Source organism: Streptomyces sp. BV286 (assembly GCF_019090165.1).
Classification (GTDB): Bacteria; Actinomycetota; Actinomycetes; order Streptomycetales; family Streptomycetaceae; genus Streptomyces.
Genome location: NZ_JAHRIB010000031.1, coordinates 51,923 through 75,559 on the forward strand (window position 1 = coordinate 51,923; position 23,637 = coordinate 75,559).

At 70.8% G+C, this 23,637-nt stretch carries 22 protein-coding genes; 8 read left to right on the top strand and 14 right to left on the bottom strand.

From position 1 onward, the window contains the following. Positions 1-7 precede the first annotated feature (7 nt). The 3 genes from KUF83_RS04750 to KUF83_RS04760 are packed head-to-tail and all read left to right on the top strand — an operon-like array spanning position 8 to position 3,271. Positions 8-997 (top strand): carbohydrate ABC transporter permease, encoded by a 990-nt coding sequence (locus tag KUF83_RS04750; protein WP_217453260.1) that lies wholly within the window; start codon positions 8-10, stop codon positions 995-997. Between the two features lie 7 nt (positions 998-1,004). After that, on the top strand, positions 1,005-1,865 hold the full coding sequence (locus KUF83_RS04755) for a carbohydrate ABC transporter permease (RefSeq protein ID WP_217453327.1): 861 nt from the start codon (positions 1,005-1,007) through the stop codon (positions 1,863-1,865). Positions 1,866-1,912: 47 nt separating this feature from the next. Then, positions 1,913-3,271, top strand: coding sequence for a GH1 family beta-glucosidase (locus KUF83_RS04760; RefSeq protein ID WP_217453261.1), 1,359 nt, complete (start codon positions 1,913-1,915; stop codon positions 3,269-3,271). 2 nt (positions 3,272-3,273) lie between these two features. Here the strand turns inward: KUF83_RS04760 and KUF83_RS04765 are convergent, their stop codons facing one another. Continuing rightward, complete coding sequence (locus KUF83_RS04765) at positions 3,274-4,275, bottom strand: phosphotransferase family protein (protein ID WP_217453262.1); 1,002 nt, start codon at positions 4,273-4,275, stop codon at positions 3,274-3,276. A 200-nt stretch (positions 4,276-4,475) separates the two neighbouring features. Here KUF83_RS04765 and KUF83_RS04770 point away from each other — a divergent pair, with 200 nt between their 5' ends. Beyond that, a complete protein-coding gene (locus tag KUF83_RS04770) occupies positions 4,476-4,862 on the top strand; it encodes a hypothetical protein (RefSeq protein WP_217453263.1) in 387 nt (128 codons plus the stop codon). Positions 4,863-5,008: 146 nt separating this feature from the next. Here KUF83_RS04770 and KUF83_RS04775 read toward each other — a convergent pair whose 3' ends face one another. Next, positions 5,009-5,503, bottom strand: coding sequence for an FBP domain-containing protein (locus tag KUF83_RS04775; protein WP_217453264.1), 495 nt, complete (start codon positions 5,501-5,503; stop codon positions 5,009-5,011). 232 nt (positions 5,504-5,735) lie between these two features. On the opposite strand from KUF83_RS04775, the gene KUF83_RS04780 reads away from it, so the two are divergent. Together KUF83_RS04780 and KUF83_RS04785 are read left to right on the top strand one after the other, a co-directional pair. Beyond that, positions 5,736-6,983 (top strand): aromatic acid exporter family protein, encoded by a 1,248-nt coding sequence (locus KUF83_RS04780; protein WP_217453265.1) that lies wholly within the window; start codon positions 5,736-5,738, stop codon positions 6,981-6,983. A gap of 75 nt (positions 6,984-7,058) precedes the next feature. Continuing rightward, a complete protein-coding gene (locus KUF83_RS04785) occupies positions 7,059-8,135 on the top strand; it encodes a hypothetical protein (RefSeq protein ID WP_217453266.1) in 1,077 nt (358 codons plus the stop codon). A 33-nt stretch (positions 8,136-8,168) separates the two neighbouring features. Here KUF83_RS04785 and KUF83_RS04790 read toward each other — a convergent pair whose 3' ends face one another. Then, complete coding sequence (locus KUF83_RS04790) at positions 8,169-8,894, bottom strand: DUF2470 domain-containing protein (protein WP_217453267.1); 726 nt, start codon at positions 8,892-8,894, stop codon at positions 8,169-8,171. A 98-nt stretch (positions 8,895-8,992) separates the two neighbouring features. Continuing rightward, the gene (locus KUF83_RS04795) at positions 8,993-9,601 is read right to left on the bottom strand and encodes a TetR/AcrR family transcriptional regulator (RefSeq protein ID WP_217453268.1); all 609 of its coding nucleotides are present in this window, start codon (positions 9,599-9,601) and stop codon (positions 8,993-8,995) included. 108 nt (positions 9,602-9,709) lie between these two features. Here KUF83_RS04795 and KUF83_RS04800 point away from each other — a divergent pair, with 108 nt between their 5' ends. Continuing rightward, positions 9,710-11,251 (top strand): cytochrome P450, encoded by a 1,542-nt coding sequence (locus KUF83_RS04800; protein ID WP_217453269.1) that lies wholly within the window; start codon positions 9,710-9,712, stop codon positions 11,249-11,251. Here the strand turns inward: KUF83_RS04800 and KUF83_RS04805 are convergent. From KUF83_RS04805 to KUF83_RS04850, 10 genes are all read right to left on the bottom strand, one after another. Beyond that, the gene (locus tag KUF83_RS04805; protein ID WP_217453270.1) at positions 11,219-12,058 is read right to left on the bottom strand and encodes a pentapeptide repeat-containing protein; all 840 of its coding nucleotides are present in this window, start codon (positions 12,056-12,058) and stop codon (positions 11,219-11,221) included. The genes KUF83_RS04800 and KUF83_RS04805 overlap by 33 nt on opposite strands. Positions 12,059-12,109: 51 nt before the next feature. Then, entirely contained in the window at positions 12,110-12,844 is a 735-nt protein-coding gene (locus KUF83_RS04810; protein ID WP_217453271.1) for a PIG-L deacetylase family protein, read from the bottom strand. 162 nt (positions 12,845-13,006) lie between these two features. Beyond that, entirely contained in the window at positions 13,007-14,308 is a 1,302-nt protein-coding gene (locus KUF83_RS04815) for an alpha/beta fold hydrolase (RefSeq protein ID WP_217453272.1), read from the bottom strand. Between the two features lie 138 nt (positions 14,309-14,446). Continuing rightward, positions 14,447-15,472 carry a LacI family DNA-binding transcriptional regulator gene (locus tag KUF83_RS04820; protein WP_217453273.1) on the bottom strand — a complete coding sequence of 342 codons (1,026 nt, stop codon included), beginning with the start codon at positions 15,470-15,472 and terminating at the stop codon, positions 14,447-14,449. Positions 15,473-15,555: 83 nt separating this feature from the next. Beyond that, positions 15,556-16,977, bottom strand: a complete 1,422-nt coding sequence (locus KUF83_RS04825; protein WP_217453274.1) for a BNR repeat-containing protein — start codon at positions 16,975-16,977, stop codon at positions 15,556-15,558. Between the two features lie 67 nt (positions 16,978-17,044). Beyond that, positions 17,045-17,365, bottom strand: coding sequence for an L-rhamnose mutarotase (locus KUF83_RS04830; RefSeq protein ID WP_217453275.1), 321 nt, complete (start codon positions 17,363-17,365; stop codon positions 17,045-17,047). Positions 17,366-17,394: 29 nt separating this feature from the next. Further along, positions 17,395-18,480 (bottom strand): rhamnose ABC transporter substrate-binding protein, encoded by a 1,086-nt coding sequence (gene rhaS / locus KUF83_RS04835; protein ID WP_217453276.1) that lies wholly within the window; start codon positions 18,478-18,480, stop codon positions 17,395-17,397. Between the two features lie 34 nt (positions 18,481-18,514). Continuing rightward, a complete protein-coding gene (locus tag KUF83_RS04840) occupies positions 18,515-19,552 on the bottom strand; it encodes an ABC transporter permease (RefSeq protein WP_217453277.1) in 1,038 nt (345 codons plus the stop codon). Then, positions 19,545-20,585 (bottom strand): ABC transporter permease, encoded by a 1,041-nt coding sequence (locus tag KUF83_RS04845; RefSeq protein ID WP_217453278.1) that lies wholly within the window; start codon positions 20,583-20,585, stop codon positions 19,545-19,547. The genes KUF83_RS04840 and KUF83_RS04845 overlap by 8 nt, the downstream gene beginning before the upstream one ends. After that, positions 20,582-22,099, bottom strand: coding sequence for a sugar ABC transporter ATP-binding protein (locus tag KUF83_RS04850; protein WP_217453279.1), 1,518 nt, complete (start codon positions 22,097-22,099; stop codon positions 20,582-20,584). The genes KUF83_RS04845 and KUF83_RS04850 overlap by 4 nt, the downstream gene beginning before the upstream one ends. A gap of 282 nt (positions 22,100-22,381) precedes the next feature. Between KUF83_RS04850 and rhaI the strand changes: the two genes are divergently transcribed. After that, complete coding sequence (rhaI, locus tag KUF83_RS04855; RefSeq protein ID WP_217453280.1) at positions 22,382-23,542, top strand: L-rhamnose isomerase; 1,161 nt, start codon at positions 22,382-22,384, stop codon at positions 23,540-23,542. Positions 23,543-23,637 lie beyond the last annotated feature (95 nt).

The following is a 23,637-nucleotide window of genomic DNA, read 5'->3' on the forward strand; positions in this document are numbered from 1 at the left end:
GCGCTCCATGACCGTGACCGCTGAACCCGCGGTCGGGAAGCGGGCGTTGCCCGGTGCGGCGGGGCCCACCCCGCGCCGCCGCACCGGGCGGGTACGCCGTGTGGCCCTGCCGTATCTGTTCCTGCTGCCCGCCCTGCTCCTCGAACTCCTCGTCCATCTGGTGCCGATGGTGATCGGCATCGTCATGAGCTTCAAGGAGCTCACGCAGTTCTACATCCGCGACTGGGGCGCCGCGCCCTGGGCGGGCTTCGACAACTACCGCCTCTCCGTGGACTTCGACGCGCCCGTCGGCGAGGCGCTGCTCCACTCCTTCTTCGTGACCTGCGCCTTCACCGTGCTCTCCGTCGGCCTGTGCTGGCTGCTCGGCACGACGGCCGCGGTGTACATGCAGGAGTCGTTCCGCGGCCGCGGCTTCCTGCGCGCGGTCTTCCTCGTCCCCTACGCGCTGCCCGTCTACGCGGCCGTCATCACCTGGGCGTTCATGTTCCAGCGCGACAACGGCCTGGTGAACCACGTGCTGCACGACCAGCTGGGCCTCACCGACAGTCCGTCCTTCTGGCTGATCGGCGACAACAGTTTCGTCGCGCTGCTCGTCGTGTCCGTGTGGAAGGGCTGGCCGTTCGCCTTCCTCATCGTGATGGCGGGCCTGCAGAACATCCCCAGGGAGCTGTACGAGGCGGCCTCGATCGACGGGGCCGGAATGCTCCAGCAGCTGCGCCGCGTCACCCTGCCGTCGCTGCGTCCGGTCAACCAGGTGCTGGTCCTGGTGCTCTTCCTGTGGACGTTCAACGACTTCAACACGCCCTATGTGCTGTTCGGCAAGGCGGCTCCGGAGGCCGCCGACCTGATCTCGATCCACATCTACCAGTCGTCGTTCGTGACGTGGAACTTCGGGACGGGGTCGGCGATGTCCGTACTGCTCCTGCTGTTCCTGCTGGTCGTGACGGGTGTCTATCTGGCCCTGACCTCGCGCGGACGGAGCGCCTCCGATGCCTAGAACGTCCATGAGCGCGCCCCGCTCGCCGATGGCCGCGCCACGCTCCTTCCTGTGGTCGCGCCGGATCTTCCTCACCCTGCTCACCGGTTTCGTCCTGCTGCCGGTGTACGTGATGGTGTCCAGCTCGCTGAAGCCGCTGCAGGACGTGTCGGGCGAGTTCCGCTGGCTGCCGAGCGGCCTGACGGTCCGCCCCTACATCGACATCTGGTCGACCGTTCCGCTCGCGAAGTACTTCGTCAACTCGCTGATCGTGGCGGGCGCGGCGACGGTCTGCTCGGTGGTGATCGCGATCTTCGCCGCGTACGGGGTGAGCCGCTACCGGTTCCGCGGGAAGCGCCTCTTCACCGTGACCGTGCTGTCCACCCAGATGTTTCCCGGGATCCTCTTCCTGCTCCCGCTCTTCCTGATCTACGTGAACATCGGCAACGCCACCGGCATCGCGCTCTTCGGCTCGCGGGCCGGCCTGATCCTCACGTATCTGACGTTCTCGCTGCCGTTCTCGATCTGGATGCTGATCGGCTACTTCGAGTCGGTGCCGCGCGATCTCGACGAGGCCGCGATGGTGGACGGCTGCGGGCCGCTCGGCGCGCTCTTCCGGGTCGTGGTGCCCGCCGCCGTTCCCGGGATCGTCGCGGTCGCCGTGTACGCGTTCATGACCGCGTGGGGCGAGGTGCTGTTCGCGTCGGTGATGACCAACGACACCACCCGCACGCTCGCCGTCGGCCTCCAGGGATACGCCACGCAGAACGACGTGTACTGGAATCAGGTCATGGCCGCCTCGCTCGTGGTGAGCGTCCCCGTGGTCGCCGGGTTCCTGCTGCTCCAGCGCTATCTGGTCGCCGGACTCACCGCCGGGGCCGTCAAGTGACCGACTCGCTCCGCCCCACCTATCCGCCTTCCGCCGAGAGGACCTCTGTGACCATCGACCTCGCCGCACTCCCCCAGGACTTCGTGTGGGGCACGGCCACCTCGGCGTACCAGATCGAGGGTGCCGTGGCCGAGGACGGCCGTTCGCCCTCCATCTGGGACACCTTCTCCCACACGCCGGGGAAGGTGGACGGCGACGACCACGGCGATGTCGCCTGCGACCACTACCACCGGTGGCGCGAGGACATCGCCCTCATGAAGGAGCTGGGGACCGACGCCTACCGGCTGTCGGTCGCCTGGCCGCGGGTCGTGCCCGGCGGCGACGGTCCGGCCAACGCCAAAGGGCTCGACTTCTACGACGCGCTGGTCGACGGCCTCCTGGAGGCCGGCATCACGCCGTCGGTGACGCTCTACCACTGGGACCTTCCGCAGGTGCTCCAGGACCGGGGCGGCTGGCCCGAGCGCGACACCGCGTACCACCTCGCCGCGTACGCGGCCGTCGTGGCCGAGCGCCTCGGCGACCGCGTCCAGCACTGGACGACGCTCAACGAGCCGCTGTGCTCGGCCTGGATCGGTCACCTGGAGGGGCGGATGGCCCCGGGCCTGACGGACCTCACGGCGGCGGTCCGCGCCTCGTACCACCTGCTCCTCGGCCACGGCCTCGCCGTCCAGGCGATCCGCGCCGCGGCCCCCGGCGCCCAGGTGGGCATCGTCAACAACCTCTCCAGCGTCGAGTCCGCCACCGAGCGCCCCGAGGACATCGCGGCGGCCCGGCGCATGGACGGCCACACCAACCGCTGGTGGCTCGACCCGGTCCACGGCCGCGGCTTTCCGGCCGACATGCGTGAGGTGTACGGCGTCGAACTGCCCGAGCGGGCGGGTGACCTGGCGACCATGGCCCAGCCCCTGGACTGGCTCGGGCTCAACTACTACTTCCCGTCCGCCGTCGCCGACGACCCGGCGGGCCCGGCCCCGTACGCCCGGGCCGTCCACCGCGACGGCGTACCTCGCACAGGCATGGACTGGGAGATCGACGCCTCCGGCATCGAGGATCTGCTGCTGCGCCTCACACACGACTACGGCGCCCGAAAGCTGTACGTCACCGAGAACGGCTCCGCCTATCCCGACGTCGTACGCCCGGACGGCACGGTCGACGATCCCGAGCGCACCCGCTACCTGGAACAGCACCTGGCGGCCTGCGCCTCGGCCGTCCGCAAGGGGGCTCCCCTGGCGGGCTACTTCGCGTGGTCGCTGCTGGACAACTTCGAGTGGGCCTACGGCTACGACAAGCGGTTCGGGCTCGTCCATGTCGACTACCGGACGCAGCGCCGCACGGTGAAGGGAAGCGGGCGCCGGTACGCGGAGATCGTCCGGGAGCACCGCGGGAGGCAGCGCAGGGCCGCCTGAGCTCAGCGGGCGACCTCGTCCAGGGCGGCGACGAGCTCCGGGGCCACCGCGTCCCGGAGCCAGGCGTCATGCTGCTCCCCCATGGCACGGGGGACCGTCTCCACAAGCATGATCAGGTAGAGGTAGCTGCGGTAGAGGGCCAGCCGACGACGGGCCGAGCCGGTGAACTCGGCCCGTCCGCCCTCCTCCTGGTACTCCGTCAGGAAGTCCCGGTCCTTCTCGATGTCGTCGAGCAGTGCCAGTGACACGAAGTCCGCCAGGGGGTCGCCCCAGAACATGCGCTCGCCGTCGATCAGACCTCCGATCCTCGGTCCACCGTGACGGGCCGAGTCCGGGTCCGGGCCGCCCGCCGGGCGTTCGACCAGGATGTTCCCCCGCCACAGGTCGAAGTGCACCAGACGCGGTACGGCGACCTCGTCGAGGTCGCCGTACGCGGACCGGGCCGCGCGGGCCACCTCGTCCACCGGTCGCGGCAGCCAGGCCCCGAACCGCCGGGCGTCGTCCAGGACGGCGTCGTACATGCCGGTGAAGGCCGACCGCCAGTCGGCGGACAGCGGGCCGAGCGCGCCGGACGGATAGCCGAACCCGGGGCCGGACACCTCATGAAGGCGGGCCACCCGGCGGCCCAACTCCGCGCGCAGAAGAGCCTGTTCGTCGGGGGCCGGGCGCTCGTCCCACATGTCGCCGGGACAGGCCGTCATGAGCAGATGACGGCCTGTCGGCGCGGCAGCGTCGAAGGAGACACCCACCACGCGCGGCACGGGCACCTCGACCGCGCCGGCCGCCCGGTAGAACTCCGCCTCCGAGACGAGGAGTTCACGCTCGTGACTCAGACCGGGGGCGGTGTGCGGGGGCGGGGTCTTCAGTACGTACCGGGTGCCGTCGGCGAGGAGCAGTTCCTCCACGGTGTTGTACGTCCCACCACTGAGGGGACGGCATTGGACGAGGCGGCCCGCGGAAACACCGGCGGCCTCCAGGATCCGTCCGACCCGTTCCTCCGACATAACGCCCCACCCCGTCCCGTCGCCCCGGTACAGGGTACGAAAGAGGGCGGCTCCATGCCGCGCCCCTTTCAAAGGGCGAGCGAAGCGGGCCCCTTGAAAGGCGCGGGGAACTGCGCGCCCGGTCACGACGAACCCGCACCCGGGACACAACGCCCCGCACCTCGACCCGCAACCCGAGCGGAGCGCATAGGCTCCGGCGCATGGAACAGAGCGAGATCATCCTCCGAGCGATCGGCGTCCTGACCGAGACCCAGGAAATGGTGCGCAGGCTCAACGAGGACGCTGAGGTGGACATAGACGCCGGCGAGGCCCAGCTGGGCAGACTGGTGACCGAGGTGTTCCCGTCGGTCGAGGTCCCCGGTGACGCGACCCCCGCCGAGGCGGGACAGGCCGTCATCGACGCGCTGATGCCCGCGGCGATCTCGCTGGTGGGGGCGTTCGCCTTCCTGTTCTCGGAGCTCGCCGACATCCATGACACGGGCCGTTCCGAAATCAAGAGCACCGAGCTTCTGCGCACCCTCGCCCTGCGGCTGTCGAACACGGACCCGAGCGCCGACTCCGGCGCGGAGCACGACGACGACGCGTAGCGGTGCCCGAGGACGAGGCGGACCGCGGTGCGCCGACGCGCCGCCGTCCGTCGCCCTTCCGGCCGACCCGCCGACCCGCCGACCCGCCGACCCGCCGACCCGCCGACCCGCCAACCCGCCGACCCGCCGACCCGCCGACCCGCCGGTCAGGATTGCAGGCGGTCCAGGAAGGCCGACAGATGGTCCGTCGTGCGGTTGATCTGTTCCTCCACGGTGAGGCTCTCCTCGAAGCGTGATCCCGGACCGGGCAGCTTCTTGCCGCGTACGTAGAGCGAGCAGGCGAGGTCGGCGCACATGTAGACACCCACCGAGTTGCCCTCGCGCCCGGCCGTGCCCACCTTGCGTGCCGTCATGAGCGAGACGCCGTTCCCCGGGTGGGTGGTCAGACACAGCGAGCACATGCTGCGGTGCAGGAAGCCCCGCTGCCGGGACGGGAAACGCAGCGCCACGCCGACGAGCCGGCCGGACCGCTCGGTCACCAGATAGCTGCGGTCGGGTGCCCCGGGATCGCGCCAGCCGAGGAAGTCCAGGTCGTCCCACGGTCGTTCCTCCAGGTCCCGGGGTATGGCCAGCCTCTTCGCCTCTCCCTTGGAGCAGTTGACGAAGGAACCGCGGATGTCCTGCTCGGTGAGCGGCCTCATGGCGGGGTCTCCTGACGGGTCGTGGGCGCCGAGTCAAACCTAGGGTGACTAGGTTATGACCTAGTCTACGTAGCAGATCCATGGAGGGCCAATGGATTTTGGTTAAGTCTTGGAGGGAGGCAGTCGATCATGACGCTGCTCCTCCTGGGCAGCCCCGGGCGGTGCCGGGCACCCACGGAGCTGCGCCCTCCGGATACGTTCGGTGCGGTCGTCGAACGGGAAGTGGCCAGGGATGCGAGATGTACGTGAAGTGTGGACCGCCGGCAGTGCCCAGGTGGCGAAGTGGCGCCAGGAGCCCGTGATCGTCCAGACGGTCCGATCGGCGGCGGCCGCGACGGTCGCGTACGTGGTCGCCCTGCGTTTCAGCCCCGAAGTCGCGCCGCTCACCGCTCCCCTGACCGCACTCCTCGTCGTCCAGGTCACGCTCTACGCCACCCTCACCACCGGCGTGCGCCGTGTGAACGCCGTGGTGGCCGGTGTACTCGTCGCCATCGGCTTCAGTGCTCTGGTGGGGCTGACCTGGTGGAGCCTGGGGCTGCTCATCCTGGCCTCGCTGGCCGTCGGGCACCTGGTGCGGGTCAGCGAGTTCGTGCCCGAGGTGGCGATCAGCGCGATGCTGGTCCTCGGGGTCACCCGGGTCGGTGACACGGCCTGGGCGCGGATCCTGGAGACGGTGATCGGGGCCGTGGTCGGGCTCGGCTGCAATCTGCTGTTCGCTCCCCCGGTGTGGGTCGGTGCCGCCGGCGAGTCCATCGAGGATCTGGCGCGCCGGATGCGGCGGTTGATGCTGCACGTCGGCGAGGAGGCGGCCGGCCGCACGCCGGTGGCCGTGGCGGCCGCGAGGCTGCACGAGGCGCGCCAGCTCGACCACGACATCGTCGACGTGGACGCGGCCCTCAAACAGGCCGAGGACAGCGTGCGGCTCAATCCGCGCGTGCGGGAGGGGCTGTTGCACCGGGTCGTCCTGCGCACCGGCCTCGACACGCTGGAGATCTGCACGGTGGTCCTGCGGGTGCTCGCCCGCACCCTCACCGACCTCGCCAAGGAGCGCGCGCCCGACCCGCTGTTCGGGCCGGGGCCCGGGACTGCCTTCGAGCAGCTCCTGTCCGAGGTCGGTGACGCGGTGGTCAGTTTCGCCGTGCTCGTCACCACCGACGTCAGCCGCAGCGCGGAGTCGGCGGAGGCCCGACTGGCCTCGGAGCTCATCGCGGCGACCGCCACCCGCGACAAACTGGCCCAGCTCCTGCTGGAGGAGGTACAGCGGGACGCACGGCAGTGGCAGCTGTACGGGGCCGTACTGACCGAGGTGACCCGGATGCTCGACGAGCTCGACATGGAGCACCGCTCGCGCCGGCTCCTGGAGGAACTGGACCGCTGCACCCGTGAACAGCGCGAGCGGATGCCCCGGCTGGACCGCCTCGGCCGGCGTCTGCGTCCCTCACGGCGGAACCGGCCGGCCCCGTCGAGTCGTGCTACGTGACGTACTGAGCGCCGTGTGACGTAGCTGCACGGCGACGGCGGGCGACGTGCCCACGCGGAGACAAGGGGAGTACGGATGGCCGACGGCACCGTGCGGATCGATGGGAACTCACTGCTGCTGCCGGGTGGGGTGCGGGTCCGGTTCATCCGCACCCTGCGCCTGCCCGAGACGGGTACGCACGCGCTGCCTCCGGGGCTGGGCGATTTTCCCCTGCGACGTGTGGAGGACTATCCGGACACGGTGCCCGCCGAGTGGCTGGCGCGCGGTGGGGTGATGCTGCCGGTGTACCTGCGCGAGGCGATGTGGCTGAGCTTCGGGGGTACGACGGAACCCGCCGCCCTTCAGGTGGGTGTCGGCAAGGTGTGCGCGGTCTCCGGCAAGCCGTGGAGTTCCCGGCCGGCGCGGGACCCGCAGAACTATGTGGTGCTGCCCCGTCAGCCGTGGCTCGACGGCATCAACTCGGGGAAGGGCACGGTCCGTCAGTTCGTGGCGGTCCCGCTCGGGCTGGGCGCCACCGTCGAGGGCCAGGTCACCGGCGAGGAGGTGTGGGGCGGCGTACAGCTGCAGTCGTTCCCACTGAAGGAGGCCGCACTGCACGCGTGGCGCCAGGAGCAGCGCCGGCTCGCGGAGGCGGCCGCGCGTCAACGGAGCATGACGGCGACGGGCGGCTACGGCGCCGCGGCTCCCATGGCGGCCCCGATGGCCGCGCCCGGTGCCATGCCTCAGCCGGGTGGCACGACGGGCGCCCCGGCGACCGCACCCCGGGCCGCGGCGGCGATGGGCCTGGGTGTCGGCGGTTCGATGCGCCAGGAGGTCTACCAGGACGACCGCCCGCTGTCCGACTGGTCGACCACCGCGGCCGGCCGTGTCTTCGTGCACCTCGTGACCCCGCCCGAGTGGCGGCGCATCACCGGAGAGGCTCCGCCGCCGTCTCCCGTGGACCGCGCGGCCTACACCCGTGCGGGGCTGCCCTGGTTCGACTACTACGACCAGGACGCCGCGGATCTCGACCCCACGGACGCGCTCGGCGCGGTCGCGCCGGTCGGCGACTGGATCGGCGACGACCACACCCCGTGGCAGCCGCCGTCGCCCCAGCAGGTCAAGCCGCTGGGTGACGCGCCGGGCAAGCCGGTCGGTGACGGGGACTGGTGACCCCTGCCGCGGTGCGCGACGGGTGCGTTCGCGTCACCCGTCGCCTTCCGTGCGCTGCCGCTGCAACGCGCGCGGGCAACTCGCGGCGCTCGCCTGCGTGAGCAGGACGTGCATACGCTCGGTGAGCTGTCCGACGTCGTCCGCGGGCCGGTGGAAGGCCAGCCGCACGTCGCCGTGGCCGCGGGCGCGCTCGATGCGCAGTGTCAGTCCGTGGCGGTCGACCGCGAGCGGCTGGACCCGGACGGCGCCGTGCAGACTGTCCCGTTCGACGAGGCGGGTCAGCCGCTCGACGGCGTCCGGGTGGGAGTCGGCCAGGTGCGTCAGCAGCTGCGCCTCCGCAAGGGCCAGCGGATCGGGCTCGGCCGCGGCGAACTCGCCGAGGTCGACGACGACCGCCCCGCCGGGCTCGCGCAGCACGGCGCGCGTGGGGTGGAAGACCAGATGCCCGTCCTCGGCGGCGAACCAGCCCGCCATCCACAGGCGCGCGCGGATCCGGTTGCGCACGGGGACGGGCGCGACGTCGGCGAACTCGAGGACGGCGGACGGCTCTCCGCGTGGCGCGCAGATCGCCGCCGTGGTGAGCATGCTGTCGTCCGGCAGGTGCAGGAGCACCCGGCCGTCGTCGGCGACGGTGTGTACGCCGATGAACTCCTCCCGGCCGCCTTCCGCGGTCACCGCGCAGGACCACGCCGCGGCGAGCACCGACCGGGCACGCTGCGCCGTGGTCGGCGCGGCCGTCCAGCTGTGACGGTCACCCATCCCAAAACCTCCCTTAGGTAAGCCTTGCCTAACCTATCGAAGTTCGGGGTGTACGCCAACCATGCGGCGCCGCTCGCGGCACCTTTGTGACGGCGAACTCACGGACTGACGGCTCCCAGCAGCGCCCGTGCGCACAGATCGCGCACCTGCTCCCGGGAGAGACCCGGCTCCTTGAGCCACTCCAGACAGGCGGCCGCCATGAAGGCCAGCCAGCCCCGCACGGCGATCCGCAGCGCGGGCAGGTCCTCCTCGGTCCACGCGGTCTCGGGGTCCGCGGCCAGCGCTTCGAGGATCTGCCGCTGCTGGGCGGCGAGCGTCTCCCGGTACACCTTCCGGACGGCCCGGTCCCCCGCCGCCTCCGCGCGGTGGAAGGCGCGGAAGCCGTGCGCGTGCTTCTCGACGTACTCCAGGAAGGTGTCGAGCCCGGCGTCGATCTGCTCCCGCACGGGAACCCCGGGAACTGCGGCGGTGACCCGCAGCATCCGCTTGCTCTCGCGCTCCACGACGGCCGCGAAGAAGTCCCGCTTGGTCGGGAAGTAGTGGTACAGCAACCCCCGGGAAACGCCCGCGAGTTCGGCGACCTGCTCGATCCAGACGTCGTCGTACGGGCTCTCCGAGAACAGGCGCGCGCCGACCGTGAGCAGTTGTTCCCGCCGCTCCCCCGTGCTGAGCCGACGGCGCGTGCGCTCCCCCTGGTTGGCGGCCATGCCCGCACCTTACTTGACGTCGGTTCAACAGCGGGATCACACTGACGGACGCTATTGAATTCGCGTACAACAAGCCCAACCGGCGGACGGCACAGGGGAGATGGCGTGATGGCGGGCACGGACAAGAACTTGCCGGTGAAGGGGTTCCGCAGCGCCGAGCTGGGCTGGCCGGAGCTGCGCCGCATCCCGCGTCCGCCGTATCGCGTGCCCCTGATCGGGGACGCCCTCGGGACCAACCTCCGTACGCCGTTGCAGGATTCGCTGGCCGTCGGGCGAAGGCTCGGACCGATCTTCCGGCGCAAGGGGTTCGGCAAGGAGATCGTCTTCGTGTGGGGCTCGGAGCTGGCGGGCGAGCTGGCGGACGAGTCGCGGTTCGCCAAGCACGTGGGCCTGGGCGTCGCCAACCTCCGGCCCGTCGCGGGGGACGGCCTGTTCACGGCGTACAACCACGAGCCCAACTGGCAGCTGGCGCACGACGTGCTGGCGCCCGGCTTCAGCCGCGAGGCCATGGAGGGCTACCACGCGATGATGCTGGCCGTGGCCGCCCGGCTGACGGACCGCTGGGACGGCGAACAGGCCGCGGGGCGGGCCGTCGACGTACCCGGTGACATGACGAAGCTGACGCTGGAGACGATCGCCCGCACCGGCTTCGGCCACGACTTCGACTCCTTCGAACGCACCAGGCCCCACCCCTTCGTCACCGCCATGGTGGGCGCCCTGCTGTACGCACAGCGCCTCAACGTCGTGCCCGTACCGCTGGCGCCGGTACTGATGCGTACGGCCACCCGCCGCAACGCGGCCGACGTGGCGCTTCTCAACCGCACGGTCGACGCCGTGGTCGAGGCCCGGCTCGGCGGCCCGGCCGGGGAGGGCGACCTGCTGGACCGGATGCTGGAGACCGCCCATCCGGACACCGGGGAGCGGCTCACGCCCGAGAACGTCCGCCGTCAGGTCATCACCTTCCTGATCGCGGGCCACGAGACGACGTCCGGCGCGCTCTCCTTCGCCCTGCACTACCTCGCGCGGCACCCCGAGATCGCGGCCCGGGCCCGCGCCGAGGTGGACCGCGTCTGGGGAGACACCCCGGAACCGGCCTACGACCAGGTCGCCAGACTCCGCTACGTGCGGCGTGTACTCGACGAGTCGCTGCGGCTGTGGCCGACGGCACCCGCCTTCGCGCGCGAGGCCCGCGAGGACACGGTCCTCGGCGGTGTCCATCCGATGCGCCCGGGCGCGTGGGCGCTCGTCCTCATCCCGCTGCTGCACCGCGATCCGGAGGCCTGGGGGCCCGACGCGGAGAGGTTCGATCCGGACCGCTTCGAGCCGGGGGCGATACGGGCCCGGCCCGCCCACACCTTCAAGCCGTTCGGCACGGGCGCCCGGGCGTGCATCGGGCGGCAGTTCGCGCTGCACGAGGCGACCCTGGTCCTGGGGCTGATCCTGCGCCGGTACGAGCTGCGGCCGGACCCCGCGTACCGGCTGCGCGTCGCCGAACGGCTCACCCTGATGCCGGAGGGCCTGACGCTGCGCCTGGACCGGCGCTCACCCGCCGCGCCCGCGGAGCCTCAGGCCCCGCAGGCGCGGCAGGCGCGGGACGTGCCCGAAGGTGCGCGGGCCTCAGGGTGTCCAGTGACCGGGGCGGGTGAATGACGCCGGAAGCCGGGTGCCCGCACTCCCCCTGGCGGCGTTGACCTGCGGCTGGGTGAGGAAGAGGACGCCGGTCAGGTCGGCGTCCGTGAGGTCGGTGTCCCGCAGGTCGGCGCCGATCATGTCCGCCCCGCGCAGGTCGGCGCCCGTCAGGTCGGCGGCGATCAGGTACGCGCCACGGAGGTTGGCGCCCCGCAGATCGGCGCCCTTGAGCCGGGCGCCCATCAGGTCGGCGCCCCGGCGGTCCTTCTTCCTGCCTCCGCCGGTTTCGGCCCGCGCCAGCTCGCTGGTGCGCAGCAGCAGGACGTTGACCTCCTGGCGGACCGCGGGCACGTCCAACTCGACCAGTTGCTCGGGGCCTTGGCGGGTGAGTGCCTCGACGTGGTCGAGCGCGCGGCCCAGCTCGGACCGGATCGGGCGGGCCGCGGGGAGGTCCCGCGCCTCGGTGAGGTACCAGAGCAGTTCCTGCAGTTGCCGTACCACCGGGAACACGTCGAACATCAGCCGGGCGCGCTCGGACGGACCCGCGCGCCAGTCCTCGCCGCCGAAGGTCAGCCGTGAGACCTTCTGGCCGGCGCCGAAGCAGTCGTAGACCGTGCAGCCGTTGAAGCCCCGCTGCCGCAGTTCCGTGTGGATGCCGCAGCGGGAGTCCGTCCGCAGGTTCCGGCACGGGCTGCCGGCGGCCTTGTCGACGGCGAAGTCCGCGGAGGCGGAGAAGGGCAGCGCGACACAGCACAGCCCGAAGCACTGGGCACAGTCCGCCTGGAGTTCGCCACGGGCGGGCGCTGTGCTGCCGGGTTCGTCTCGCATGTCCCCCACCCTACGCAGCGCGCGCCCGTGCTGATCACCGGCCGGGGACGCTCACCTGCTGAAGAGCTCGAACGACACGGCGGGCCTGCCGCCGAACCGCTCCCCCGTGCTCTGCGCGAAACCGGTCAGGAAGGACCGTACGTACGTCTCGGGGTCCTCGTCGGTCAGCACCTCGATGTAGGTGCGGTGTTCGAGCAGGGAGAGCACCGCGCGCTCCAGGCCCGGGGTCGCGTCCACCGCGTGGGTGGGGCTGCTGGAGCCCGCGACGGCGACCCAGCGCACACCGTCCCAGGGCTCCAGGCCCGGCTCGGGGAAGATCCAGCGGTTGCCGGCGTCGGAGGCCGCGTCGAGGGTGGCTCGGCCCACGGCCACGTGGTCGGGGGTGTTCCAGGCGACCCCGCCCCACGTGTCACGGTGGTTGAGGGTGATCACCAGCTCGGGCCGGTGCCTGCGGATCGCGAGGGCGATGTCCCGGCGCAGGGCCGTGCCGTACTCGACGACGCCGTCCTTGTGGTCGAGGAACTCCACCTCGCTGACGCCCACGACCGCCGCACTGGCCCGCTGCTCGCGTTCGCGCAGCGGGGCGCACTTCTCCGGCTCCAGGGTGTCGATGCCCGCCTCGCCGCGCGTCGCGAGCACGTACGCGACCTCCCGGCCGCCGTCGGTCCACGCGGCGATCGCCGCGGAGCAGCCGTACTCCAGGTCGTCAGGGTGGGCCACCACCGCGAGGGCCCGCGTCCAGTCGTCGGGCATGGGCTTGAGCTGGTCGTTCGTCGGCTCGGTCATGACCCCAGATTATGCGCTTATGTGACCTCGCCGGGGGCGGAATGCGGGCCGCCCCGCACCGGTCGTGCCCACCCGGCGGAGCCGCGCACGTCACGGCCCCGCGCCCCCGGCGGGAGCCCTCGAAGTGAAGGAGTGCGTTCCGTTGCCCGGGCCTCGTCCCCGTCAGGCCTCGTCGCGGGCGAGTGCCAGCAGACGGTCCAGGACACGCGGGCCGCCCGCCCGTACCCCGTCGTGCTCGAACTCGTCGGTGACGAAGGTGCGCAGGCCGCGGATCGTGCGGGCCGTCCGCAGGGAGTGCTCCGTGTCGACGTACATGTCGTCGTGGTAGACGGCCGCGGCGACCGGGACCTCGTTGGCGGCGAGGCGGCCGGCGTCGTACAGGGAGGGCCAGTCGGTGCGCTCGGCGAGGAGGTCGGCCGTTTCGCGCAGGGGACGCAGGGCCGGGTCGCAGTCGAAGGTCCACGGGTGCACGGACTCGCCGGTGAAGAGCACCGGGCCGTCACCCGCGAGGGACTTGGCCGCGTCGAACTGCGGGAAGTCGGCGCGGACCCGCTCGGCGGACCAGGCCGTGGGGCGCTCGCCCTGGGCATAGCAGGCCTCGTGGACCAGCGCGTACAGGGGATGCCCGGCGAACGAGAGGAGGGACTGGACGTCCTCCTGGAAGGCGTCGGACAGGGCCGGGCCCTGGGCGGTGCGGACGAAGGCGTTCTCCAGGAGGTAGTGCAGGCGGTGGCTGCCCTCGCTGCCGCCGAGGAGGATGCCGAGGGACTGGAAGGCCTCGACGGTGAGCCGGTAGCCGCCGTTCAGGACGGGCTCGTGCCGCAGGAGGTGTTCGGCGACGCGCCGGGCCCGCTCGACGTCCTGGGGGTACCGCGCGTAGTGGGCGGCGACCTTGCGCTCGATGCGCGGGTAGGCGGCCCGGTAGACGTCGTCGGCGTGCCCGTCGAGGGTGGGCAGCCCTCCGGTGATCAGCGCCGTGCTGAGGCCCTCGGGCGCGGTGGCCAGGTAGTGGGTCGCGCAGAATCCGCCGAAGCTCTGGCCGAGGACCGCCCAGGGGGCGCCGCCCGTGACGGCCGGGCGGATCGCCTCGCAGTCGCGGACGATGGAGTCGGCGCGGAACAGCGCGAGGTAGTCGGCCTGCTCGCGGGGGCCGCCGCGCAGCGGGAGCGTCTGCCGGTTCGCGGGCGTGGAGCTGCCGGTGCCTCGCTGGTCGAGAAGCAGGACGCGGTACTCCTCCAGGGCACGGCCGAGCCAGGCCTGCTTCCCGACGAAGCGGTTGGCGCCGAAGCCCGGGCCGCCCTGCAGATACACCAGCCAGGGCAGGTCCTGGTGCGCCTTGTCGCTCCCGGCCACTTCGCGGGCGTACAGCTCGATCGTCTCGCCGGCGGGGGCGTCGTGATCGAGGGGCACGGTGAAGCGGCGGTCGCTGAGGACGACACCGGGCTGACGGTAACTGGTGCTCAAAAGAGGCTCCTGAGACGGACGGGTTCCTGGCCGCGACCCAGTTCAGCACAAGTTCTCCGGTGAGCCGAGACCGCGGATCAAGAAATCCGTACTGAACGGCCGATCAGGCCGACCGCCGGGTACGTACTGAACGACCGCTCAGCGCGGCGGGAGGCTGGAGCGCCGGACCACCAGCTCCGGCTGGAGCACCACGCGCCGGTGTTCGTGCGGGGTGGGAGCGGTCTCGGCCTCGGTCTCCTCCAGGAGGAGTTCCGCGGCGAGCGCGCCCATGGTCACGGCGGGCTGCCGCACGGAGGTCAGCGGGACCGCCGCTGCCGCCGCGAACTCGATGTCGTCGTAACCGACGATCGCGAGGTCGTCCGGGACGCTCACACCCGCCGCGAACATCGCCTGCAGGACGCCGAGGGCGAGCAGGTCGTTGGCGCAGAAGACGGCGGTGGGGCGGTCGGCGAGGCCGAGGAGCCGGGCGCCCGCGTCGCGGCCCGCGGCCACGTCGAGACGCTCGGTGGGCAGCTCACGCAGGCACTCCGGGCCGAGTCCCGCCTCGGCGAGGGCGTTCAGGGCGCCCGTGCGGCGGTCCGTGACCTGGTTGAGTCCGGGCGGCCCGCTCACGTAGGCGATGGAGCGGTGGCCTGCGTCGACCAGGTGCCGTACGGCCAGTGCGCCGCCCGCGACGTCGTCGACGGACACCGAGCACTCGGTGGTTCCCTCGGCGACCCGGTCGACGAGGACGAAGGGGATGCCGTGGCGCCGGAACGCCTCTATGTTGCGGCCCGTCGCGTCGGCGGGGGTCAGCAGGACGCCCCGTACCCGCTGCTCCGCGAAGAGCGACAGGTAGTCGGCCTCCTCGCCGGCGCTCTGCGCGCTGTTGCAGACCATCACGCCGAGCCCGGTCTCGCGGGCCGCCCGCTCGGCGCCGCGTGCCACGTCCACGAAGAAGGGGTTGCCCATGTCGAGGACGAGCAGGCCCATGATGCGGCTGCGTCCGGCGCGCAGCTGCCGGGCCGACTCGCTGCGGACGTAGCCGAGCCGGTCGATGGCGGAGAGCACGCGGGCGCGGGTCTCGGAGGCGACCGTGTCCGGGCGGTTGATGACGTTCGAGACCGTGCCGACGGAGACTCCGGCGACTCGGGCGACGTCCTTGATACCCACCGACTGGGCCATCAGGCGGTTACCTCCGGGGGAACGGGGAGAGTGGTGGGCACGCAGTCACATTAACCCGCGTGCCCACCCGGGACGGACCGGCGTCACGCAGGCAGTCGGAAGTCGACCACGCGCAGCGCCGAGGGCGTCGTCCCACTGGATTTCACCTGGTACAGGATGGACAGCACGCCGTCCTGGGCGATCCGCGTCTCGTCGACGACGACCTCGCCGAAGGCGTTCAGCCCGCTGGCATCGAACAGCGTCGTCCAGTCCGTGTGACCGGAGGCGGCGGACGCGGCGACTATGCGTCCGAAGGGCATGATCGCGTAGGCGTTGTCGTACTTGTCGAGGATCAGCCGGGTGCGCTGGCTGGAGTTCAGGGCGACCGGGATCTCGGTCTTGCGCCAGGTGCCGGTGGCGGTCCTGCGCACGTGGAAGGCGCGGCCGTTCGCCGTCCGGTTGGTGACGTAGTTCGTCGTGCACTGGCCGAAGCGGCCCGGCACGTAGCTGATGATCGCGTGCGGCCGGCCCGCGGAGTCGGTGGCCTGGCTCTCCTGGTTCATCAGGGAGTGGTCCGGGTTCAGGGCGTCGACCACGAGACCGCTGTCGGTGACGGCGACCTTGTCGGAGGCGCCGGTCGTGCCGACGACGGTGCCCGCGTCGTTGCGCCAGGTGCGGCCGCGGTCGTCCGAGTAGACGTAGCCCGTGTCGTGGTTGGTGATGCCTCCGCCGTTGCACATCACCGCGCCGTTCTGCTCACGCCAGGTGAAGAAGGAGTGCAGCCGCCCGTTCCTGTCGTAGTCGATGCCGTGCAGGTACATGTTGCGGACGGTGCTGGAGCCGTGCTCGCTGGTGTACGTGCCGGTGGAGCTGCTCCACTCGCCGAGGTTCGTCCAGGACGTGCCGTCGTACTCGGCGATGGCGTTGCGGCCGTTGCCGGAGATCCCCGCGCGGTAGCTGAGCTGGAGCTTTCCGTCGGGCATGGAGACGAACTGCGGGTACGTGAACTGCGAGGTGAGCGCGAGCCCGTCGAGGGTGGACTGCGGCGCGCCGAACCGGCTCGTGGTCCAGGTCAGGCCCGCGGGGTTGTCCATGAGCCCGGCGACCGACTTGACGTAGGTGAAGCCGTCGCTGTGCGAGTCCATGTTGAGGTGGAGGCGGCCATCGGTCTTGGAGACGCCCATCGAGATGACGTTGTGGGAGTCGTTGTAGCGCAGGGTGTGGCCGACCTTGACGGTCGACCAGGTGCTCGCGCCGAGCACGCGGCGGCCGACGACGGCGTTGCGGTCGGCGGTGTACCAGACGGCGTACTGGTAGCCCTTGTAGGTCAGCAGGCCGTTCTTCTGGAACGAGTTGTTGTTGACCAGACCGTCGTAGGAGACGAAGAAGATGGCCTGGCTGTCGAGCGTGGTGATGCCGGTCTGGGTGACCGAGGGACCGGGGTCGGCCGCCCGGGCGGTGCCGGCGAGGCCGGGGGCGGCCACGGTGCCGAGCAGGGCGGTCGCGAGCAGGGTGCGTCTCTTCATGTTCAGGGCTCCTGGACGTGCGGGGAGGAGGAGAACGAGCGAGGGGAAGAGCGGGTGAGAGCATCGGTCAGGCGAGGTGGAACACTTCGGTGAGGGGCTTCATGGCCTCGTCGGGCCTGGCGCCGTCCAGCGATTCGAAGAACGGCGCCATGTCGGCCTGCCAGCGGGTGTTGACCTCGGCGGCTTCCATGCCTGCCTGCGCGGCCGCGAAGTCCTCGGTCTCCAAGTAGCCGACCAGCAGGCCGTCCTCGCGAAGGAAGAGCGAGTAGTTGCGCCAGCCGGTGGCCGAGAGTGCCGCGAGCATCTCGGGCCACACGGCGGCGTGCCGCTCGCGGTACTCGTCGAGCCGGTCCTCGCGGACCTTGAGCAGGAAACAGACGCGCTGCATGAAGGGCAACTCCCGGTGGACGAAGGGGATCAGAAGTCGAACTGGTCGATGTTCTTCTTGTCGAAGACGGTCGGCTTGCCGAGGTCGATCACACCGTCCTTGCCGATGGTGAAGGTCCCCATGTCACCGGCCTTGAAGGTCTCGCCCTCCTTGCCGGTGATCTGACCGGACGACAGCGCCACGGCGGTCCGCGCGGCCAGCTCGCCGAGCTTCGCCGGGTCCCACAGCTCGAAGGCCTCGACGGTGCCGTTCTTCACGTACTTGCGCATGTCGTTCGGGGTGCCGAGGCCGGTCAGCTTGACCTTGCCCTTGTACTTGGAGCCCGACAGGTACTGGGCGGCGGCCTTGATGCCGACGGTGGTCGGGGAGATGATGCCGGCCAGCTTCGGGTTCTCCTGGAGGAGGCCCTGGGTCTGCTGGAACGACTGCTGGGCGTCGTCGTTGCCGTAGGCGACCTTGACCAGCTTCATGTTCTTGTACTTGGGGTCCTTGAGTTCGTCCTTCATGAACTCGATCCAGGTGTTCTGGTTCGTCGCGGTCTGCGCGGCGGACAGGATCGCGATCTCGCCCTTGTAGTCCAGCTGTTCGGCGAGGAGCTGGACCTCGGTGCGGCCGAGGGCCTCGGCGCTGGCCTGCGACACGAAGGCGTTGCGGCAGTCGGGCTTGGTGTCGGAGTCGTACGTGACGACCTTGACGCCGTTCTTCATGGCCTGCTTGAGCGCGGTGCACAGGGCGCCCGGGTCCTGGGCGGAGACGGCCATCGCGTCGACCTGCTGCTGGGTGAGCGTGTTGACGTAGCTCACCTGGCCGGAGGTGTCCGTGGCGCTGCTGGTGCCGACCTCCTTGTACTTCGAACCCAGCTCGGTGAGCGCCTTCTCGCCGCCCTTGTCGGCGGTGGTGAAGTACGGGTTGTTGACCGCCTTGGGCAGGAAGCCGACGGTCAGGCCCTTCTTGGTGGCCGCGTTCGGGTCGGCCTTGCCGGCGGCGGCGTTCGAGCCGCTGTCTTCCTTGACGTCGTCCTTGGAGGTTCCGCCGCCGCAGGCGGTGGCGGCCAGGGCGAAGGACGTGACGGCGGCCAGGGCCGCACAGGCCCGGCGGAGCTTGGTGGAGGACATGGTGGTGGAGCCTTTCGACGGGAGTGACGAGGAGTTACGAGGAGGTGGGTGCGGAAGTGGGTGCGGAGGTGGGCGCGGAAGCCGCTCTGCGGCCCGCCCTCGCGAGGGAGATCTGCCGTGCGACCCGGGGACCGAGCACGGACAGGACCAGCAGGACACCGGTGACGACGATCTGTGACTGCGCCGAGACGTCCTGCAGACTCATGACGTTCTGGAGCGCCCCGAGCAGGAACACTCCGGCGATCGCGCCGCCCAGCGTGCCCTTGCCGCCGTCGAAGTCGACGCCTCCGAGCAACACGGCCGCCACGACGGACAGTTCGAGCCCCGTGGCGTTGTCGAAGCGGGCGCTGGCGTAGTGCAGGGCCCAGAAGATGCCGGTCAGTGAAGCCATGAACCCGGTCACGGTGAACAGGATCAGCTTCTGCCGCTTGACGCGGATGCCGGCGAAGCGCGCCGCCTCCTCGCTGGCGCCGGTCGCGAACAGCGAACGCCCGAACGGGGTGGCGTGCAGGGCGACGACGGCGATCGCGAGCAGCACGAGGAAGGGCAGCAGCGCGTACGGGACGAAGGTGTCGCCGATGCGTCCGGACGCGAAGTCCAGGTACTGGGTGGGGAAGTCGGTCACCGCGTCGGAGCCGAGCACGATCTGTGCGATGCCCCGGTAGGCGGCGAGGGTGCCGATGGTGACGGCGAGGGACGGCAGGCCGAGCCGGGTCACCAGCAGGCCGTTGATCAGCCCGCACACCACTCCGAGGAGCAGGCAGATCGGGATGATCGTCTCGATGGTCATGCCCTGGTTCCACAGGGCGCCCATCACCGCGCCGGACAGGCCGGCCGTGGAGGCCACCGACAGGTCGATCTCGCCGGACACCACGAGCATGGTCATCGGGAGGGCGATCAGCGCGATGGGCAGCGTGTTGCCGATGAGGAACGACAGGTTGAGGGCGTTGCCGAAGCCGTCCACGGTGGTGAAGGACAGCAGCAGGACGATGACGAGGAGGGCGCCGACGGCTCCGTCCCACCTCAGGGACGCGGACCGGCGGACGGCGCGCGTGAGAGCGGAGTCAGCCATGGCGGGCGTTCCTCTTCTTCAGTGCGGTCGCCACGCGCAGGGCGACGATCCGGTCGACCGCGATGGCGAGGATGAGCAGGATGCCGTTGATGGCGAGCACCCAGACGGAGCTGACGCCGAGCGCGGGCAGCACGCTGTTGACGGAGGTGAGGAGCAGGGCACCGAGGGCCGCTCCGTAGACGCTGCCGGAGCCGCCGGTGAAGACGACGCCGCCGACCACGACCGCGCTGACGACGGTGAGTTCGTAGCCGTTGCCCGTACCGGAGTCGACGTTGCCGAACCGGGCGAGGTACAGCGCTCCGGCGAGACCCGCGAGGGCGCCGCAGAAGGTGTACGCGGCGAGGATCCGCTTGCGTACCGGGATGCCGGCGAGGCGGGCGGCCTCCGGGTTGGAGCCGAGCGCGTACAGTTCGCGGCCGCTGCCGAAGTGCTTGAGGTAGTAGGCCGTCGCAACCAGCACCACCAGCGCGATCATCGCGAGCCACGGGACGGCGGAGAGGCCGCCGGATCCGAAGTCGATGAACCCGTCGGGCAGGTTCGCCGCCGTGATCTGCCGGGAGCCGACCCAGATGGAGTCGATGCCGCGGATGATGTAGAGCGTGCCGAGGGTGACGACGAGCGCGGGCACCTGGCCGAGGCTGACGAGCAGTCCGTTGACCAGGCCGCAGCCGATGCCGAGCAGGACCGCGAGGGCCACGGCGACGACGGAGTTGCCGCCGCCCTGCAGATAGGTGCCGGCCGCGAAGGCGCTGATGCCGAGGGTCGAGCCGACCGACAGGTCGACGTTGCGGGTGATGACGACCAGCGACTGGCCGGTGGCGACCAGCACGAGGATGGTCGCGTTGAGCAGGAGGTCCTTGATGCCCTGCTCGGACAGGAAGTCGCTGTTGCCGATCTGGGTGATGACGATCATCGCCAGGAAGACCAGCAGGATGGCGAGTTCGCGCATCTTGAAGACGCGGTCCACCAGCCGGGTGCCACTGGACTTGGACACCTCGGCGGCGGGGGCCGGGTTGGGGGCGGTCACCGTCATGCGGCGGCCCTCCCGGTGGCTGCGGCCATCACGGATTCCTCGGTGGCGTCGGTGCGTGCGATCTCGGCGGTGAGCCGGCCCTCGTGCATCACGAGGACCCGGTCGGCCATGCCGAGGATCTCGGGAAGGTCGGAGGAGATCATCAGGACGGCCACCCCGTCGGCGGCCAGCTGGCTGAGCAGCCGGTGCACCTCGGCCTTCGTGCCGACGTCGATGCCGCGGGTGGGCTCGTCGACGATCAGCACCTTCGGGCCGGTGGCGAGCCACTTGGCGAGGACGACCTTCTGCTGGTTGCCGCCGGACAGGGTGTTGACGGTGTCGGCGATCCGGGCGTACTTGACCTGGAGCTTGACCGCCCAGTCGAGGGACCGGCTGCGCTCGGCGCCGCGGTCCATCAGGCCGGCCCTGACGGTCGTACGCAGTCCGGTGAGGCCGATGTTGCGTTCGATGGACATGTCCATCACCAGGCCCTGCGCGCGGCGGTCCTCGGGGACGAGGGCGAGACCTGCGGCCATGGCCGTGGAGGGCGCTCCGTTCGTCAGCTTCCTGCCGACGACCTCGACCTCTCCGGCGTCCCAGCGGTCGACTCCGAAGACGGCCCGGGCGACCTCCGTGCGCCCGGCGCCGACGAGTCCGGCGAGGCCGACGATCTCGCCGCACCGGACGTCGAAGGAGACATCGGTGAAGACACCCTCGCGGGTCAGCCGCCGTACGCTCAGCGCGACCTCGCCCGGCCGGACGTCCTGCTTGGGGTAGAGCTCGTCGAGGTCGCGGCCGACCATGCGGCGTACGAGATCCTCCTCGGTCATGCCGTCGATCGGTTCGCTGGAGATCAGGGCGCCGTCGCGCAGGGTCGTGACACGTCGGCAGATCTGGAAGATCTCCTCCAGCCGGTGCGAGATGAACAGCACGGCCGAGCCCTGTTCGCGCAGCGTGCGGACGACGCCGAAGAGGCGGGCCACCTCGCTGCCGGTGAGAGCGGCGGTCGGCTCGTCCATGATCAGTACACGGGCGTCGAAGGAGAGCGCCTTGGCGATCTCGACGATCTGCTGGTCGGCGATGGACAGGCCGCGCGCCGGGCGGTCGGGGTCGAGCTCGACGCCGAGCCGCTGCATGAGGGCGAGGGTCGCGGCGTGCGTGGCCTTGTGGTCGATGCGGCCGAGCGAGCGCCGGGGCCGGCGGCCCATGAAGATGTTCTCGGCGATCGACAGGTCGGGGAAGAGCGTGGGCTCCTGGTAGATCACGGCGATGCCCGCGTCCCGGGCGTCGGCCGGACCGTGGAAGACGGTGGGCTCGCCGTCCAGGAGCACCCGGCCGGCGTCCGGTCGGTGCACGCCGGCGAGCGTCTTGATGAGGGTCGACTTGCCCGCGCCGTTCTCACCGGCGAGTGCGTGCACCTCGCCGGGAAAGAGTTCCAGGGACACGTCCCGCAGGGCGCGTACGGCACCGAAGGACTTCGAGATGTCCTCGAGTGCCAGCACGGGGGCCGGATCCGCGTCGGACCGGTGGGTCATGAGGGCTCCTCAACGACGCGGGCGATGCGGCCTCACGACGTCGTGAAAGGTTTCAACTAGGTTGCCGGGACGTTAGGCAGGTAGCCCAGGTCACGTCAATGGGTACAGGCCGAAATTTTCGATAGCCAAAGGTCACAACCGAGTCACGGCAAGGCGTAATCGCCGCAGGGGTTGACAGCCTTTCGGGCGGCTCATAGCTTCTGCCTTCTGAATCGTTTCAGAGCCATGGGTTCAGAAGTCGTTCAGACCCGATGCCACAACGGAAGTCACAGGAGCCCCGAAGTGACCGAGCTCGCCGCGGTGAAGGCCGCCCTCAGGACCCAGGCAGTAGAGACGCCGTCGTGGGCGTACGGGAACTCGGGAACCCGCTTCAAGGTGTTCGCGCAGCCCGGGGTCCCGCGCGATCCTTTCGAGAAGCTGGACGACGCGGCGAAGGTGCACGAGTTCACGGGGGCCGCGCCGACCGTGGCCCTGCACATCCCCTGGGACAGGGTCGAGGACTACGCGGCGCTGGCGAAGCACGCCGAGGAGCGCGGCCTGAAGCTCGGCGCGATCAACTCCAACACCTTCCAGGACGACGACTACAAGCTGGGCAGCATCTGCCACCCGGACGCCGCGGTGCGCCGCAAGGCGGTGGACCACCTGCTCGAATGCGTCGACATCATGGATGCCACGGGCTCGAAGGACCTGAAGCTGTGGTTCGCGGACGGTACGAACTATCCCGGCCAGGACGACATCCGCGAGCGCCAGGACCGCCTCGCCGAAGGTCTCGCCCGCGTGTACGAGCGGCTCGGGGACGACCAGCGGATGCTGCTGGAGTACAAGTTCTTCGAGCCGGCCTTCTACGCGACGGACGTCCCCGACTGGGGCACCGCCTACGCCCACTGCCTCAAGCTCGGGCCCAAGGCCCAGGTCGTCGTCGACACCGGGCACCACGCTCCGGGCACCAACATCGAGTTCATCGTCGCCACCCTGCTGCGGGAGGGGAAGCTCGGGGCGTTCGACTTCAACTCGCGGTTCTACGCGGACGACGACCTGATGGTCGGTGCCGCCGACCCCTTCCAGCTGTTCCGGATCATGTACGAGGTCATCCGGGGCGGCGGCTTCACCGCGGACGTGGCGTTCATGCTCGACCAGTGCCACAACATCGAGGCGAAGATCCCCGCGATCATCCGCTCGGTGATGAACGTGCAGGAGGCGACGGCGAAGGCGCTCCTCGTCGACGGGGAGGCCCTGACCGCCGCGCAGCGCTCCGGTGACGTGCTCGCCGCGAACGCCGTCGTCATGGACGCGTACAACACGGACGTGCGGCCGCTGGTCGCCGAGGTCCGGGGTGAGCTGGGGCTCGACCCCGACCCGATCGCGGCGTACCACGCCTCCGGGTGGGCGCAGAAGATCGCTGCGGAGCGGGTGGGGGGACAGCAGGCCGGTTGGGGCGCCTAGCCTCGCCCTCCGCCCGGGCACCGCGGCCCCCTCGCCGTCGGGCCGGAGGCCCGGGGCCGGCTGCGGGTCCGCTTCGGCCGGTCGCGCAGTTCCCC